Below are 15,931 nucleotides of genomic sequence, written 5' to 3' on the forward strand. Positions count from 1 at the left end.
GAAGCTGAATACTTTTGACATATAAACTAAGTCGTATTCTTCGATCAGGCCGTCAAACGGCTCATACCACTGAACCCGATCATCTTTCGACTTATGCCATGCACTTATTTTCATAAGTGATAGATTGGGGTAATTATGTCCATCTACATCAATAAGCCCTACTTTCAATTCACACCGCCTTTCTCATCAAAATACTAATTTTTTTGTATATTGTTTACTTCCTCTATCATAGGTGCTCTGGTTTTCTTTGTTATAGCTTCTTGCATTACCATTCTATTTAAATCTTCAGGAGTCAGTTCCATTATGTCTATCTCTTTACGAGGTGCATCAGATGGAAATAGCCATGTTTTTTTCTCCTCCCACACCACGCTCAGCTAATGCTTGTAGCCTTTTAATTCGCTGTAGTATCTTCTCATCCATTTAAACAGCCTCCTGTGAATTTCAGCTTATCGCGTCAAGCTTTATAATCTTCAAACCGTTTAACTGCCGCAAACGCAAAACGGGAATTAACCCATCTTTGCAACCTTTTTAATTCGCTGCCCTTTCGCAGCTTGTGTTTATCGTAAATCATCACATAGGGATTGTATCCCAGGTCACGTAGAGTATAAATCCTTTCAAGATCCTGCTTCAATGTGGTATCAAATCCGGTTAGCACATACACACTCATCTTCCGGTAATCCCACCCTGTAGTCTCCTTAAACCATTTAAACCGCTCCACAATCATTTTCCGATCTTTGTACTGGTCCCACGCAAAATGTACCTGCTTAACCTTTACACGTCGGATCATATCAGCCTTTTCTTGCGTCATTACTCGAATATCCAAACCCTGTGTAAAATCCACCCACGAACCAGAATCAATAAGTTGTTGCAGTAATTCTTTCCAGTCCTTAGTTGCTAAGAGGTTCGGATCAAGAAGTTTTATTTCCTTCTGGCCATTCCAAAACTCTTTCAGGTCCGCGACCTTCATGCTGCATTTCCCTTCTTTTTCTCCAACCACACAGAAGGTGCAACCACGGGGGCAGCCTCTTGTTAAGAACCCATAAGCCGTGTCTTTACACATGTCAGGGTAAAGGCTGTAATCTGGATAGATATGTTCTATCTCTTCCGGCAGTACTGCCCCACCGCCTGAATAATAATACCCTGTGCCGCCTCTTATAATCTCGTCTGCATTTATGATGTCCAGGCAATCCGGTGTGAAGGTAAAAACTTTACTCACATATACCCGGTCCATATGTCCTGAAAACATTTGGCTGTACCATTCCACGCTATCCCTTTGCTTCTTATGCCATGCTGAAAGTTTCATGAGAGGAAGGTTTGGGAAATTGTGACCATCAACATCGATTAATCCTATTTTCATTACTTTGTAAGAAAGCGATCGCTTTTGTCCGGCCGGAACTGTCCTCCCTTCTTACTCACTCAAATTCTAATTTTATAAAATAATAAGCCTACTAACTAAACATCAGCTAGTAGGCTTATTTCTCCAATTCTTAAATTTTCCGCTTTTTACTCGATTGTCCTGATGTGGCTCATCTTCATCGATAAACCAATCTCTTCCCATTTTTTCGGCAGTTTTATATGATCTTCTTCCCGCTCGTTGCCTTGCGGTTGCTGGATCAATATAATGTCTTTTTGCATATTCAGATAATGGAATTTTCATTATGCTTCAATCTCCAATGCCTCATAATCCCAATCTTCAAATCCCTGCTCTTGTGCCCACTCGTTCATGTTTACATATTCAAGCATATATTCAATGCTCATGGAGTAACTTGAGGATTTTCATAATATTTTTACTAGCTGATATTTAATTTTCAATGTACAATTAGTTAGCTAAATCTCAGTTTAAATCGTTAATAAGTAAGCTCCAACTCTATTAACTATGCTAGATTTCTCCTTAAGCCTCTTCTACAATTGCCTGAAACGTCTCTTTTTGGCTCTTTGCAAACATAGATATTAACTATCATATATTGGAATTAATTAGGGTTACCAGCTGTTTCAGTTCCTTTATATTGCCAAATGATATCATTACTGTCTCAATATCCTTTGTATCAGCCAAAACCTTATAGTTCTCCAGCGTTGTCAATGTTTTGCTGCATAGATTTTTTAAAAATGAGAGATTCATATCCAGTTCTGCACGGACACGATATAATTCTTCCATTTGCTCTGTACTTGTATCCTGACTCTCTAATTCCTGAATCCGCTTATTCGCTTCCAATAGTGCTCCTTGAGCTTTATCCAGACGGTTATTTGTATCTTTAATCATCCGGCTGGCACTTTCTTTTTCATCAGCAAGTTCTTGTTGTAAACTAATAATACGCTTCTCATTCTTGTCTTTCTCAGCTTTTGCTATTTCTTCACGGATTTGAAGTTCTCTCTCTTTTGATTCCTCTATGATTTTTTCAATATCATCATCCCGGTTCGCACGAAGTATTTCTAAATCTGATTCAATTTTATCTTTTTCCTCTCTTAGCTGCAGCTTCTCCTTTTCAGCCCTATCAGCACGTTCCATATATAATTTCACTTGTGCTGGATCAGCATTTTTCTCTCTTTGAAGAAAATCCAGAAACACCAATTGTTCCTCCTCAGACATTTTAGCAATTGTTGGAACTTTATTGATACTTAAATTTCCGTTTTCAAATTCCGCTTTTAAAGCTGGTATAAGATCCTCAACCTGCTCGTACTTCCGGATCTGTCTTTCCGTGATTCCTGTTGCCTCAGCAATCTGGATCTGTGTCACTTTAGGAGCATTGCTTCCATACAATAGCCGATTCTTTTCCTCCATTAGAGTACGTACTTTCTTAGTGTACTCGGCTCGTTGTTGAGGAGTAAAAGTACGAACATCAATATTTGCTGTATACTTTCTTAAATTGCTATCAATCTCATCTACTCTAGACATCTCCAGCTCGTCTTGATATTTAGCTTTTTTTACATTAACTGGAAAACCATTGATATAAAACTCCTTAATATGTTCAACATATAAAAGATATTCTTTATCATCTAAATCTTCATAATCTTTAAATCGTTCATGCGCTAGGTCAAATGCACGAAGTCGCCGCTCTCCCGATTCTAAGATGTATTTATCTGTCTCCTCGTCATAAAATGCAACAAGGTTATGCAGCAAACCATTTTCTAGAAGCTTATCTGATAAACTTTCAACTTCTTCCATATCAAAATCATTATTTTTATTAAATATGATTTTTTCTCGTGGAATAAATTTAAAATTGAAAGCTTTAATTGTTTGGTCTGGAGTATCTACAGCTTTTGCCAATTTAGACAGTGTAGTTATACTATCTTGACTAAATCTATCCACCCTTTCTTCACTCACCTCTGGCTTTTCACTGGTTACATCCTTCTGTGTATATTGAGGTTGTGGTGACCCACCAGACAAATTTAAATTTAAAAATTTACTACCCATAGTATCATTCCTCTCAGCTCTAAATATAAATTACGTTATTAATCAGCTCACACTTCTCATTAAAAGCTCCTGAGCCGACTCTGGTAAAATATCCATTTCCAGCAGTAGATTACAGTAATCAACTAATGCATTACTTTCTGTACTAAGTTCAAGCATTGGAATGTGTTTACTCTCCATCTGCTCGATCTTGGTGTCACGCCGTATGCATGTTGAAAAAAGTTTGTCACCAATTTCTGACTCATAGTCCTTTATCCTCTCCTTAAATGCATTGGTCCGTGATTCTGCCTGAGTAATAAATACCCCAAGAAAGTTGACCTGCTCTAAATCGTACTCATCCTTAATCTGATTAAGTTTATCTAATATTTGCTTTACCCCCTTTTTCGAATAGTCCTCTACCCGTACAGGAGTAATTATATAATTGCTTGCCACAATACTATTTAATGTAAAAAAATTCATCGCCGGAGAATTGTCGATAACAATAAAATCATAATCGTTACAGACTGCCTTAATCGCTCTGGAAAGAATAAATGGACTTCTATAACAATCCTCTAAATTCTTTTCAATATTCTCAAAGCGATTATTTGACGGAATAATTTCAATACCTTGTATATTTGTTGCTTTGACAACCTTCGATATATCCGCTGGCGTTTTTAATCTATCTACAAAAACCTCAAAGATATTTTCCTGTAGAGGTGCAGTTCTTCCCGTCACACCACTGATGGGTTCTTCCACATAAGCATGTAAGGTAACAGAGGCATTACTTTGTCCATCAAGATCAATTACCAGTACCCGGAATCCCAGATAAGCCAATAATTCAGATATTATAAGAGTTGTAGTCGTTTTACCTACCCCGCCTTTGTTATTTATAACGCTTAACACTTTACACATTTTAAAATTTCTCCTCTTCCTTTGACCAAATAATTTCGTTACCACAGCTACCACAGCAAGTTTTATTAAATCGTTCCATCAACTCATTTTTACAAAAGGGACAAACTCCCTGTCGCTCATCTCCCTCTAACATGACTCCAGTAACATGCCGTTCATCGGAGCCGCCCCTACTTAGAATTACCTCAGTCCCATTTACACGTATTCTACATGGAGTACCACTATCCATTTTCAGTCTGCGTCTAATTTCAATCGGGATTACAATTCTTCCTAAATTATCAATACTTCTTACCATTTATGCTCCTTTCATAACAGTTCAGCCAATAAATCAACCAAGGTCAGAAGCCAGATTTTCTTTGTCTTGAACCGTCGCTTCATTTGTGTTCTGTACTTCTTTTATAACCTCGTTATAAGGTTTACGTAGGATTTCATGTACTTTCGTAGTGTCGTAATCATATTTTTTCAGTAAGATTTCAACATAATCAGTTGGGTAAGGATAACCCACTGCAAACTTTTCAATCTGTTTATTTGTCATATCATTCACCTCATTAAATTCTAATTCGTTGTCTAACCACTCTGGATTCTCATATGTATTTCCTATTACTTTTGCATAATACTCTAATGGTCCGACCGGCATTTGAGGATAACCGACAGCCTCCACATAAAATCCAACGCCATCCATAAAGAATTGATCTACCGGGCAATAGGCTTGATATGTTCCAAATTTCACTAACATTAATACGTCCAAAATTTGTGTACCCTGGTGGCTCTCTATAAAATCTCCTGCGTACACTTCCTGCATACTTATATCACAGCGTCCCGTACTTCCCCCTACGCTTGCCGAATCTATATCATACCATTCTGCCAGTCCCTCAAATGTCTTACCTTCTTCCATTACCACATACACCCACTTATTTAAAGTTTTGTTGAATCCTCTGATTTTCATATAGGCACCTTCTTTCCAATGCAAGTTTCATTAAACCGAATAATCGACCTCTCGAAGAATAAGTCCTATTCCCTGGTCAGCTGCTCCGTTTATTAATAAATCCCTTGTAAAACTTACTATATTGTCCTTCATCTGCTCTTCATCTAACCCGGATTCTGCGACATCAATATCAACCGTTATTACCAATCTCATTACTTTCTTTCCCCCTATAAGATTTTAATTTACTTAATCCGATACTCGATTGTATGGAATTCCTACCCTATCATTTATAGTTTTTATATAAAAATCTCCTGTTTGGTTTTCTCTTATAAGAATAGTCCATACAACATTTAATACTGCCCCTTGTATATTTTCTGCTAATTGCGATTCAGTAATTCTGCTCGATGAAGATGAACCATATCCATTATACATGTAGAAAAATGTTTCACTTTTATCAACAGCTTCTACTTGAAATGGAATTGTATATGGCTCTGACTTTTGTATACTTATTCCACCTGTAGGCAAGGAAAAATATTCAACATTGATACTGTCTTGCCTAATGCCATTATATTTTGCATATTTAGACAGCAATGATATATCGCTATACACCTGAGATGTCATAACATCAATACCTTCTGGAACATAATCTATATAAAGAGACAATTTTATAGATGAAGATTGTGTAAACAACCAGTTTTTAGCCCTTGAAGTTTCAATTGAATATGTAGGTTTTAATTTCAAACTGATATCTTTAAATTCAATTGTATGGTTTGTTTCAAGATCAGTCATTTCTTCTTCCCGACTTTCAATCGTCATATCTTTTCCAATTGTTCCGATTGTTTCATTTTCCAACGTCACACCACTTTCTTCCAACGTACACCCTGTAATGGATAAAATGATTATCAAATTTAGTATTATTGTAATTGTTCTTTTCATTTTTAAATTTTCCTTTCAATTGAATCCTAACTCTCTGACTTATCCAAATAGGCCGCCTTAATTATCTTGTACCGATCAGAGATCTTCATTTTTTCCAATCATGCGTTCCATTTCATCATACCAAATTATAACCTTCTCTATTTCTTCTTCTAATGTGCCTAATTTTACATCTACAAATTTTAAGTAATCATTCCAATACTCATTAATTTGATCCTGGCAATCATTGATAATATCCTGCTCTTGCTCAATGTATTCTGATTCCTGTTTTTCCCATTGCTCCCGACTGGAATATGCCGGTTTGTTATCGCCGGTCATTAAATCCTCCCATGTATAAGTACCGTTCCTATCCTCCATAATGCCAGTGTCTATTGCTTTTTTTGTAATTGTAATATGTTCCTCACTATTTTTTATATCATCACATAGTTCCACAAAATCCTCAATATATCCTCTGTCTATCAGGAAGCACAACAAAGTCTTATCAGGAAACATACCAAAACCGCATCTGTCAAACCATTGATTAACTAAGTCACGTTCGTCCGATCCATTACTATATGTTCCGTCTACTAAATCACCTACGAAGTTTTTAAATAACTCAGAAACAGATAAACCTACACTACCTGCTTTTTCCCATATTCTCTGAACATCTGCGTCTGACAATTTAAGTATGATGTTCCTTTCCTTAATTGTATCAATTTCCTTTTGCTTGTCTTTTCCGTAACTCATAAAAATACCTCTCTTTCTATTCACATAATGTACATTGATTCTTTAAACTGCGTTCTCAGGCTAGGATTAGAGGCCTGTCCAATATTGGTTTACCGACTAAATATCTCTCATAGCAGAAATTTTTTCGTATAGCTTTACTTCTGGTTTCTCCATCTGTTCTTTAGTAGGATTAATTATAAAAACTTTGTAATAAGCCTCCATATAATTCATTAACTGTACTAGCTTCCTCGTTTTAAGTGGTTCTTTTAATTTAGCGATCTTATTTAATTCCTTTTCTATTTCTATTAAATTTTTCATGATCACCCCTTCCCTCGATTCACCGAATACCCCTCCTTATCGCATACCCTCATGTAAACAAGTAACAATATCTTCTATATTTTTTTGTGACTCTACCACATGTAAATGAGCATCTTCTAAATGATTTGTCTCCAATTCCTCATATAGTTCTCCCTGAAACAGCTTTTGCTTATCTTCCAGATCCTCCAACTCTTTCAGTAATCGAATTCTTTTCTTTTGATAAAGCTTGTTCATAATACTTCCCCTTCTTATGGAATAAATGAAATACCATATACATTTATGTATTCTTGCATTTTAGATAAAAACATGATATACTCTCAGCAATAGGGCGAATTACGTAATGTGACTATTGCCACAGCGATTAAATCATTGTAATTTTGTCCTCTAGGGAAGTCTCTTGGCGGGGGCTTCTTTTTTTGCTATTTTGAGTTTATCCATTTAATCACCTTTCCTGTTTTCAAATTTTGAAAACAAAAAAAGGACACTTCTTGTTAAAGAAATGTCCAAATAATAAAAGCACTTTTGCTATATTATATTGTGTAAACCAAATACTGATATTTCATACACAGACGTATAGATCTTTATCCCGGCTTATATCAAATTAACTATTTGATGTAAATTTGATGTAAATCTCCTATAATTCAAGTAAAAAACCTGCGTAGACCATTGATTTTATTAGGTTTTTACTTGTCAAGGGACTTCATCGTCGGGAACAACAAAACATCCCTAATCGCATAACTATCCGTAAGTAGCATTACAAACCGGTCAATACCAATTCCAATCCCGCCCGTAGGAGGCATACCGATCATCAGCGCATTGACGAAATCCTCATCCATCGAGTTAGCTTCATCATCCCCCGCTGCCAGAAGTGCTTCCTGAGCCTTAAATCTCTCAATCTGATCCAGCGGATCATTTAACTCGGAATAAGCATTTGCCATTTCACGCTTTGTAATAAACAGCTCGAAACGCTCTGTATATTCCGGATCACTCGGCTTTTTCTTTGTAAGAGGAGATATCTCAACCGGATGGTCAATAATAAACGTAGGCTGAATCAAATGCTCCTCTACAAACTCCTCAAACAGAAGGCTTAAGATATCGCCCTTTTTATGTCTTGCCTCGTAAGCCACATGATACTGATCTGCAAGCGCTTTCGCTTCTTCATCTGTATGAATGGTAGTAAAATCAATATCCTTATATTTCTTCAGAGCGTCAACCATGGAAATACGCTCGAATGGTTTAGACAAATCAATTTCCACTCCATCATAGGTCACAACTGCTGTACCCAGCACCTTCAGTGCAACCTCACGGAATAAATTCTCCACCAGATCCATCATACCGTGGTAATCGGTATATGCCTGATAGAGCTCCATCAATGTAAACTCAGGGTTATGTCTGGTATCCACGCCTTCGTTACGGAAAACACGTCCGATTTCGTAAACCCTCTCTAAACCGCCTACAATCAGTCTCTTTAAATAAAGCTCCAGAGAGATGCGCAGCTTCACGTCCTCATCAAGGGCGTTATAGTGGGTATCAAAAGGTCTTGCTGCTGCTCCGCCTGCATTGGCCACCAGCATAGGAGTTTCAACCTCCATAAAGCCCTGTGCATCCAGATGATTGCGGATCTCTTTTATAATCTGGGAACGCTTTACAAACGTATCGCGTACTTCCGGATTCATGATTAAATCAACATATCTCTGTCTGTATCGAAGGTCTGTATTTGTAAGACCATGGAACTTCTCCGGCAGAATCTGCAGACTCTTTGAAAGCAGCTCCACACTTTCCGCATGGATGGAAACCTCACCAGTCTTTGTGGTAAATGCGGTTCCCTTGATTCCAACGATATCACCGATATCAAGCTTTTTAAATTCTTTATAGGATTCTTCGCCAATGCTGTCTCTTGCTACATAGGACTGAATATTCCCCTTTAAATCCTGGACATTACAAAAAGAGGCCTTACCCATAACCCGCTTGGACATCAGACGTCCTGCGATGGAGACTTCCTTTCCTTCCCAGACTTCATAATTCTCTTTGATCTCACTGCTGTGTACGGTAACATCGTACTTCGTAACTTTAAACGGATCCTTTCCTGCTTCCTGAAGTTCAGCCAGCTTCTCCCGGCGAACCTTCAGTAAATGGTTTAAATCCTCTTCTCCAACCTGATTCTGGTTTTGGTTTTGATTTTGCTGTTCTGCCACTTATTTCCACTCCTTTGTGAACTATATTTAAGGAAGTTATCCTAAGACACTCTCTGAATCTCCAATACCTTATACTGGATTACTCCTGACTGGGTCTCTACTTCAACAACGTCTCCGACTTTTTTCCCAATCAGCGCCTGACCTACCGGAGATTCATTGGAAATCTTATTCTGAAGGCTGTTTGCTTCGGTGGAACCAACGATCTTGAATTCCATCTCTTCGTCTTCATCCACATCGTAGACCTTTACTTTACAACCAATATTAATCTTATCTAAGTCTATCTCATCTTCTACGACTACTTCTGCATTCTTAAGCAGCTTTTCCAGCTCTTCGATCCGCAGCTCGATGTCTCTTTGCTCGTCCTTGGCAGCATCGTATTCCGCATTCTCGGATAAATCGCCCTGTTCTCTTGCTTCCTTGATTTTCTGGGCAACTTCTTTTCTTTTCACTACTTTTAAGTTCTGAAGCTCATCTTCGTATCTCTTAAGACCTTCATAGGTTAAAATATTCTTCTTGTCTACCATGGTTTTTTACTTCCTCCTGGTTTCTTACTCGCTCATTCGCATTCCAGATATTATAGCCTAAACAACTGAAATTGTCAAGATTCGAGTCCCTTTTTCTGATTATAATAATCCAATTCTTTCAATCACAAATTTCTTTAATTCTTCCATCGTTTCTACCTTATTGATATCGTTTCTCAATTTGGCTGAATGAGGAAGTCCGGCAGTATACCAAGCCATATGTTTTCTCATCTCACGCATGGCTACCACCTCGCCTTTATGCTCCGCCTGCATGGTTCCATGACGGAGAATCATCTGGCTGATCTCTTTTGGAGACGGCGGCTCTGATAATTTCCCAGTCTCCAGATAACGCAGGGTCCTTGAGAATATCCAGGGATTCCCCTTTGCTCCGCGGGCGATCATGATGCCGTCACAGCCCGTCTGGTCTAAGAGCGCTTTGGCATCTTCCGGCTCAAAGACATCACCATTGCCGATGACCGGAATGGAAACCGCTTTCTTTACCTGCCTGATGATCTCCCAGTCAGCAGTTCCGGAATAGTACTGCTCCCTGGTTCTGCCGTGGACAGCCACTGCAGCTACGCCGCAGCTTTCCGCCATACGGGCGAATTCCACTGCATTGCAGGTTTCTTCTGTAAAACCTTTTCTGAACTTGACGGTGACCGGTTTCTTCACCGCCTTTACCATGGCAGTGAGAATCTTCTCTGCCAGCTTTATATCCTTCATCAGCGCGGAGCCTTCGCCGTTATTCACAATCTTCGGCACCGGACAGCCCATGTTCACATCAATCAGGGCAAATGGCCGGGATTCAATGGCTTTCGCCATATCTGCCATAATCTCCGGGTCGGAACCAAAGAGCTGGACGCTCACCGGTCCTTCCTGGTCTGATACGCTTAACAGCTCATTGGTATTCTTATTTTTATATAAAATAGCTTTGGCACTGACCATTTCAGTGACAGCCAGCCCGCAGCCCTGCTCCCTGCAAAGAATACGAAATGGCAGGTCTGTAACCCCTGCCATCGGCGCCAGTATCAGATTATTGTCAAAAGTTATGTTTCCTATTCTAAGTTTCAACTGTCTTTATCTCCGTCTTCTAATTCTTCTCCCAGATAAAAAACACGATAGTACATCTCAAGGGATTCCAAAAGCTCCCGTTTCTCCCGCTGGTACTGCTTAATCTTCAGCACACTTCCAATCTCATCAAAGAGATAATCCTCTTCAGGTGCAGTTACTTTAAATTCCAAAGTTCCGTCCTCGTCAAATTCCAGAACCAGAACTCCTCCTACATCTTCAGTGTAGAGGACACACATGATCTGAAGTTCCTGCCTGATGCTTTCCGGAAGACTTTTAAATTGTTCATTAAAATAGTATTTCTGTTCATAAGAATTGGCACCGCACAGCACTACCTTATCTTCCGTCTGCTCCATCTCTGTCACCGTTCTTTCTATTGCACCACGCATTCAAGCATGTTCCGTCCCATTGGGAAGAAGCATGCTTTCTGGTGTCTTTATATTTACCGGATTCTAATTGTACCATACAGCAGACAAAATGACAATAGCCTAAAAATCGGTTGTACAGCGTTTTACCAGCCTGCATGGAACCTTGCAGTCCCGGCTGATTTCAGAGTCCTTTTCATGAAGAATCTTCATCATATTGCTGATGGTAATATTACACAGTTCTTCCACCCTGTTATCCACCGAAGACAGCTCCGGATCACTGCAGATTGACAGGGCTGAATTATTAAAGCCTGTAATGCATAAATCTTCCGGTATTTTTAAAAGTTTGGAATTGGCATATTTAATCGCACCTACGGCCAGACCATCATCTGTGGCGATCACGCTGTCAAACCGTAAATCCCTGCGTTCCAGCAGTATATCACGTACGGTGTGAATCCGGTTTTTCACATACAGCTTTAAGTCCCCAAGCACCGGCAGTCCATGGCTTTTTAATGCCGATTCGTAACCAGCCAGCTTTCTTGTGGCGCTGTAGGAATGAGAATTGCATAAAAAAAGAATTCTGCTGCGGCCTGATTCAATCATCTGGCTGGTCACATCAAACGTTGCCTGAAAATCATCGCCATATGCACAGTATATATTCTCACCATCTAAATAACCATTAATCAGAAACACCGGAACCTGTCTGGCCGCATTCAGTACATACTGCACATGGCTTCTGTCTCCCTCTTCCCCTGCATAGGTAGAACCCACCATAATCAGCGCATCAATGCGTTTGGCCAGAAGAAGGCTTACATACTTCTCCTTTATCGTCTGCTCAAAACCGCTGCAGCACAGGATACAGTCATAACCGTGTTCATGCATGAGACTCTCTAAATGGGCAACTGCAGTTGCCATATATGCATCAGATACATCCGGGCAGAGAATTCCTATGGTCTTCATGGAATCAAGACCTAAGCCCCTGGCAAATACATTGGGAGTATAACCGTTCTGCTCCATAATTGCCCTGACTCTTTGTTTCGTTTTTTCACTTACGCGCGGACTGTCGTTCACCACCCTGGAAACGGTAGCTATGGAAACTCCTGCAAGCTCTGCTATATCATATATGTTCATCCTGGTGTCCCTCTTACGTCTTCATTTCCCATCATCTGACTGCAAAACCAGACCGATGGTTCCCTTTTTATTGTGTCTGCGTTACCTCCGCGTAATCGTAGCTTTCCCATGCCTTTTCTACATCCCGCGTAAGCGCTTACACTTATCTCGCTTCATTATACATAATATTTTACTATTGCGCAACTATTATTACCAGTGAATCTTGAAAAACGATGCATGCTTTTTCTTTATTGTCCCCATAATTAAAAGAAATACCTTTCTTTTATCTTTCCCTATTGACTAAGAGAAAAAAATGGTGTATGTTTTATGTAAGTACTTACATTGCAGCAAAATAAAGAAACCGGTACTAAGAAAGGAAAGGAAGCTTATGCAGGACTTTATCAAAATCAATTCCGAAGATAACGTGGCAGTCGCATTAAAGCCGCTTGCTTCCGGCAGTGCCTTAGAGGTAGACGGCACAGCGGTTACTCTTCTGGAAGATATCCCACAGGGTCATAAATTTGCCCTGACAGATATACCTGCCGGCTCATCCGTCATCAAATACGGCTGTGCCATCGGCATAGCAAAGGAGAATATTGGGACAGGGGCCTGGATTCACACACACAATTTAAAAACAGGTTTAGGGGATTTACTGACTTACAAGTATAACAAACAGGAAATCGAAGTTACTCCATCAGAAGAACGGTTTTTCAACGGATACCGCAGACCTGACGGACGTGTGGGCGTGCGCAACGAGATCTGGATCATTCCAACCGTTGGCTGCGTGAATAAAATCGCCACTGCCATTGAACGTGCAGCGTTAAAACATGTAAAAGGAAGCATCGATGCGGTTGCTGCTTTCCCTCACCCTTACGGATGTTCCCAGATGGGGGATGACCAGGAATATACCAGAACCATTCTGGCAGATTTAATCAATCATCCAAACGCAGGCGGCGTACTGGTGCTTGGACTGGGCTGTGAGAACAGCAATGTCACCGAATTAAAACGCTATATTGGAGACTACGATGAGCGCAGGGTTAAATTCTTAGTGGCTCAGGAATCAGAAGATGAAATATCCGATTCTCTTGAATTAATCGATCAGCTTGCAGAATATGCAGGATCATTTCACAGAGAGCCGATCAGCTGCAGCGAACTGGTGATCGGAATGAAATGCGGCGGTTCTGACGGATTATCCGGAATTACAGCCAACCCCACTGTTGGTGAATTTTCAGATATGCTGGTTTCAAAGGGCGGAACTACCATCTTAACTGAAGTTCCTGAGATGTTCGGTGCGGAAACACTTCTTATGAACCGGTGCCAGAACGAAGAAACCTTTGAAAAAACGGTTGATTTAATCAATGACTTTAAAAATTATTTTACCAGCCACAATCAGACCATTTACGAGAATCCTTCTCCAGGCAATAAAAAAGGCGGCATTTCCACTCTTGAGGACAAGTCCTTAGGATGCGTCCAGAAATCCGGCAGAATGCCTGTAGTCGATGTATTAAAATACGGAGAACCGGTACGCAATAAAGGACTGAACCTTTTAAGTGCTCCCGGTAACGATCTGGTAGCTTCCACAGCCCTTGCTGCATCAGGCGCCCATATCGTCTTATTTACAACAGGGCGGGGAACTCCTTTTGCATGTCCCGTACCCACCATGAAGATTTCCACCAATTCCGCTCTCAGCCAGAAGAAGAATAACTGGATTGATTTTAACTGCGGAGTTTTAGTGGAAGGAACCGATATGGAGACTCTTAAGAATCAGTTCTTTGACTTTGTAATTGAAGTTGCCTCCGGCAAGATGGTGAAATCAGAAGAAGCAGGATTCCACGATATGGCCATCTTCAAGCAGGGCGTGACATTATAAAATATTACCGACAACATATAAGGAGACAAACGGAATGGAAAAGTTAAGCTATCAAACACTGGAAAAGCTGGGTTATGACGGATATTTATTAAAAGAAGCACCGGAACGTGTTCTGCAGTTCGGCGAAGGGAACTTTTTAAGAGCTTTTGTTGATTATTTTATCGATGTTCTCAACGAAAAGACCGGATTTAATTCCAAGGTTGTTTTATGTCAGCCGATCGCTCCTGGTCTGGCAGATATGATTAATGAACAGGAAGGTCTTTATACACTCTTCCTCCGCGGATTTGAAAACGGACGTAAAGTAAATGACAAGCGCGTCATCTCCTGTGTAAGCAGATGTTTAAATCCATATAAGGATTATGAAACAGTTCTTGCCTGTGCAGAAAACCCGGATCTTCGTTATATTGCCTGCAATACCACTGAAGCAGGAATTACCTATGATCCTTCCTGTCAGTTTACAGACGTACCGGCTGACAGCTATCCCGGAAAGCTGACACAGTTCTTATACAGACGTTTTGAAAAGTTCGGCAGGGAGGCTTCGAAAGGTTTTGTCATTCTTTCCTGTGAGCTTATTGACAACAACGGAAAAGAGCTGGAAAAATGCGTATTAAGCTATGCCAGGCAGTGGAACTTAGGGGATGAATTTATTAACTGGATTAAGGCAGAGAATATCTTCTGCTCCACACTGGTTGACCGTATCGTAACAGGTTATCCGAGAAATGAAGCTGCTGCCATCTGCGAGGAATTAGGCTATCAGGATAACATCATCGATACCGGTGAAGTGTTCGGCTTCTGGGTTATTGAAGGTCCGGACAGCTTAAAGAAAGAGCTTCCATTTGAAGAAGCAGGTCTTCCTGTTATTATCTGCGGGGATCACAAACCATACAAACAGAGAAAAGTGCGTATCTTAAATGGTGCTCATACCTCTTTTGTATTAGGCGCTTATCTGGCCGGCCAGGACATTGTCCGCAACTGTATGGATGACGAAGTAATCTGCGGTTTCATGAACAAGACGATTTACGACGAGATCATTCCTACCTTAACTCTTCCGGAGGAAGAATTAAAGAGCTTTGCAGCTTCCGTAACAGAGCGTTTCAAAAACCCATTTATTGACCATGCGCTGTTAGCTATTTCCTTAAACTCCACCTCCAAGTGGAAAGCCCGTGTTATGCCGTCTTTAAAGGGATACGTAGAGAAGAATCATGCGCTTCCAAGCTGCATTACCGCTTCCTTTGCATTCTACATTGCATTCTATCACGGAACAACACTGACAGAGGACGGTCTGACCGCTGCACGCCCTGCAGGTGATACGTATACAGTGAAAGATGACAAGCAGATTCTCCAGTTCTTCTATGAACACAAAGATGAGGATGCTGCTGCTCTTACCCACTCTGTCTGCACAAATACAGAGTTCTGGGGTGAAGATTTAAGCGCAATTCCAGGCTTTGAAGAAGCTGTCTCCGGCTATTTGAAAGATATCGAAGAAAAAGGCGCTTACGCAGTCATGAAGGAATGTTTATAATCGGATTTTCCTGATTATAAAGACACAGACAAATAAAGGAAAGAGCTTTGATATGGTTTTACATAAAAAACCAGTCAAAGCTCTTTTTATAACAGGAATTTC

17 protein-coding genes and 1 pseudogene are annotated in these 15,931 nt (G+C 40.1%); 2 read left to right on the forward strand and 16 right to left on the reverse strand.

Annotated elements, in window-relative coordinates:
• Window positions 1–454 precede the first annotated feature (454 nt).
• The 16 genes and pseudogenes from CRO04_RS02840 to CRO04_RS02910 all read right to left on the reverse strand — a co-directional run bounded on the left by CRO04_RS02840 (window position 455) and on the right by CRO04_RS02910 (window position 12,458).
• Window positions 455–1,264: a hypothetical protein gene (locus CRO04_RS02840; protein ID WP_330400762.1), complete on the reverse strand. Its 810-nt coding sequence runs from the start codon at window positions 1,262–1,264 to the stop codon at window positions 455–457.
• 195 nt (window positions 1,265–1,459) lie between these two features.
• Window positions 1,460–1,657, reverse strand: a complete 198-nt coding sequence (locus CRO04_RS02845) for a hypothetical protein (RefSeq protein WP_097002726.1) — start codon at window positions 1,655–1,657, stop codon at window positions 1,460–1,462.
• Window positions 1,658–1,957: 300 nt separating this feature from the next.
• Window positions 1,958–3,412 carry a ParB N-terminal domain-containing protein gene (locus CRO04_RS02850; RefSeq protein ID WP_097002727.1) on the reverse strand — a complete coding sequence of 485 codons (1,455 nt, stop codon included), beginning with the start codon at window positions 3,410–3,412 and terminating at the stop codon, window positions 1,958–1,960.
• Window positions 3,413–3,454: 42 nt separating this feature from the next.
• Window positions 3,455–4,300, reverse strand: coding sequence for a ParA family protein (locus tag CRO04_RS02855; RefSeq protein WP_097002728.1), 846 nt, complete (start codon window positions 4,298–4,300; stop codon window positions 3,455–3,457).
• A gap of 1 nt (window position 4,301) precedes the next feature.
• Window positions 4,302–4,592 carry an AbrB/MazE/SpoVT family DNA-binding domain-containing protein gene (locus CRO04_RS27380; RefSeq protein WP_097002729.1) on the reverse strand — a complete coding sequence of 97 codons (291 nt, stop codon included), beginning with the start codon at window positions 4,590–4,592 and terminating at the stop codon, window positions 4,302–4,304.
• A gap of 33 nt (window positions 4,593–4,625) precedes the next feature.
• Entirely contained in the window at window positions 4,626–5,243 is a 618-nt protein-coding gene (locus CRO04_RS02865; RefSeq protein WP_097002730.1) for a hypothetical protein, read from the reverse strand.
• Between the two features lie 30 nt (window positions 5,244–5,273).
• Window positions 5,274–5,435 carry a hypothetical protein gene (locus CRO04_RS26070; RefSeq protein WP_166432455.1) on the reverse strand — a complete coding sequence of 54 codons (162 nt, stop codon included), beginning with the start codon at window positions 5,433–5,435 and terminating at the stop codon, window positions 5,274–5,276.
• A gap of 33 nt (window positions 5,436–5,468) precedes the next feature.
• Complete coding sequence (locus CRO04_RS02870; protein WP_097002731.1) at window positions 5,469–6,158, reverse strand: hypothetical protein; 690 nt, start codon at window positions 6,156–6,158, stop codon at window positions 5,469–5,471.
• 75 nt (window positions 6,159–6,233) lie between these two features.
• Window positions 6,234–6,881, reverse strand: a complete 648-nt coding sequence (locus CRO04_RS02875; RefSeq protein ID WP_097002732.1) for a hypothetical protein — start codon at window positions 6,879–6,881, stop codon at window positions 6,234–6,236.
• Between the two features lie 96 nt (window positions 6,882–6,977).
• Entirely contained in the window at window positions 6,978–7,178 is a 201-nt protein-coding gene (locus tag CRO04_RS02880; RefSeq protein WP_097002733.1) for a hypothetical protein, read from the reverse strand.
• Window positions 7,179–7,214: 36 nt separating this feature from the next.
• On the reverse strand, window positions 7,215–7,412 hold the full coding sequence (locus CRO04_RS02885; RefSeq protein ID WP_097002734.1) for a hypothetical protein: 198 nt from the start codon (window positions 7,410–7,412) through the stop codon (window positions 7,215–7,217).
• Window positions 7,413–7,870: 458 nt separating this feature from the next.
• Window positions 7,871–9,373, reverse strand: a pseudogene (gene lysS / locus CRO04_RS02890) (lysine--tRNA ligase); the annotation flags it as partial.
• Window positions 9,374–9,414: 41 nt separating this feature from the next.
• Window positions 9,415–9,897: a transcription elongation factor GreA gene (gene greA, locus CRO04_RS02895; RefSeq protein ID WP_097002736.1), complete on the reverse strand. Its 483-nt coding sequence runs from the start codon at window positions 9,895–9,897 to the stop codon at window positions 9,415–9,417.
• A gap of 99 nt (window positions 9,898–9,996) precedes the next feature.
• The gene (gene dusB / locus CRO04_RS02900) at window positions 9,997–10,965 is read right to left on the reverse strand and encodes a tRNA dihydrouridine synthase DusB (RefSeq protein WP_097002737.1); all 969 of its coding nucleotides are present in this window, start codon (window positions 10,963–10,965) and stop codon (window positions 9,997–9,999) included.
• Window positions 10,962–11,318, reverse strand: a complete 357-nt coding sequence (locus CRO04_RS02905) for a DUF6145 family protein (protein WP_097003081.1) — start codon at window positions 11,316–11,318, stop codon at window positions 10,962–10,964. Before CRO04_RS02905 ends, dusB begins: the two co-directional genes overlap by 4 nt.
• A 132-nt stretch (window positions 11,319–11,450) precedes the next feature.
• The gene (locus tag CRO04_RS02910; RefSeq protein ID WP_097002738.1) at window positions 11,451–12,458 is read right to left on the reverse strand and encodes a LacI family DNA-binding transcriptional regulator; all 1,008 of its coding nucleotides are present in this window, start codon (window positions 12,456–12,458) and stop codon (window positions 11,451–11,453) included.
• 367 nt (window positions 12,459–12,825) lie between these two features.
• Between CRO04_RS02910 and CRO04_RS02915 the strand changes: the two genes are divergently transcribed.
• Window positions 12,826–14,307 (forward strand): UxaA family hydrolase, encoded by a 1,482-nt coding sequence (locus CRO04_RS02915; RefSeq protein WP_097003082.1) that lies wholly within the window; start codon window positions 12,826–12,828, stop codon window positions 14,305–14,307.
• A 34-nt stretch (window positions 14,308–14,341) separates the two neighbouring features.
• Window positions 14,342–15,829, forward strand: a complete 1,488-nt coding sequence (locus CRO04_RS02920; protein ID WP_097002739.1) for a tagaturonate reductase — start codon at window positions 14,342–14,344, stop codon at window positions 15,827–15,829.
• Window positions 15,830–15,931: the final 102 nt, after the last annotated feature.

It is taken from the genome of Lacrimispora amygdalina (assembly GCF_900205965.1).
In the GTDB taxonomy this organism is placed as follows: domain Bacteria; phylum Bacillota; class Clostridia; order Lachnospirales; family Lachnospiraceae; genus Lacrimispora; species Lacrimispora amygdalina_A.

Coding starts and splice junctions, on each gene's coding strand:
- CRO04_RS02845 (WP_097002726.1), bottom strand. CDS start 1,657: ATGAAAATTCCATTATCTGAATATGCAAAAAGACATTATATTGATCCA.
- CRO04_RS02850 (WP_097002727.1), bottom strand. CDS start 3,412: ATGGGTAGTAAATTTTTAAATTTAAATTTGTCTGGTGGGTCACCACAA.
- CRO04_RS02855 (WP_097002728.1), bottom strand. CDS start 4,300: ATGTGTAAAGTGTTAAGCGTTATAAATAACAAAGGCGGGGTAGGTAAA.
- CRO04_RS27380 (WP_097002729.1), bottom strand. CDS start 4,592: ATGGTAAGAAGTATTGATAATTTAGGAAGAATTGTAATCCCGATTGAA.
- CRO04_RS02865 (WP_097002730.1), bottom strand. CDS start 5,243: ATGAAAATCAGAGGATTCAACAAAACTTTAAATAAGTGGGTGTATGTG.
- CRO04_RS26070 (WP_166432455.1), bottom strand. CDS start 5,435: ATGAGATTGGTAATAACGGTTGATATTGATGTCGCAGAATCCGGGTTA.
- CRO04_RS02870 (WP_097002731.1), bottom strand. CDS start 6,158: ATGAAAAGAACAATTACAATAATACTAAATTTGATAATCATTTTATCC.
- CRO04_RS02875 (WP_097002732.1), bottom strand. CDS start 6,881: ATGAGTTACGGAAAAGACAAGCAAAAGGAAATTGATACAATTAAGGAA.
- CRO04_RS02880 (WP_097002733.1), bottom strand. CDS start 7,178: ATGAAAAATTTAATAGAAATAGAAAAGGAATTAAATAAGATCGCTAAA.
- CRO04_RS02885 (WP_097002734.1), bottom strand. CDS start 7,412: ATGAACAAGCTTTATCAAAAGAAAAGAATTCGATTACTGAAAGAGTTG.
- greA (WP_097002736.1), bottom strand. CDS start 9,897: ATGGTAGACAAGAAGAATATTTTAACCTATGAAGGTCTTAAGAGATAC.
- CRO04_RS02905 (WP_097003081.1), bottom strand. CDS start 11,318: ATGGAGCAGACGGAAGATAAGGTAGTGCTGTGCGGTGCCAATTCTTAT.
- CRO04_RS02910 (WP_097002738.1), bottom strand. CDS start 12,458: ATGAACATATATGATATAGCAGAGCTTGCAGGAGTTTCCATAGCTACC.
- CRO04_RS02915 (WP_097003082.1), top strand. CDS start 12,826: ATGCAGGACTTTATCAAAATCAATTCCGAAGATAACGTGGCAGTCGCA.
- CRO04_RS02920 (WP_097002739.1), top strand. CDS start 14,342: ATGGAAAAGTTAAGCTATCAAACACTGGAAAAGCTGGGTTATGACGGA.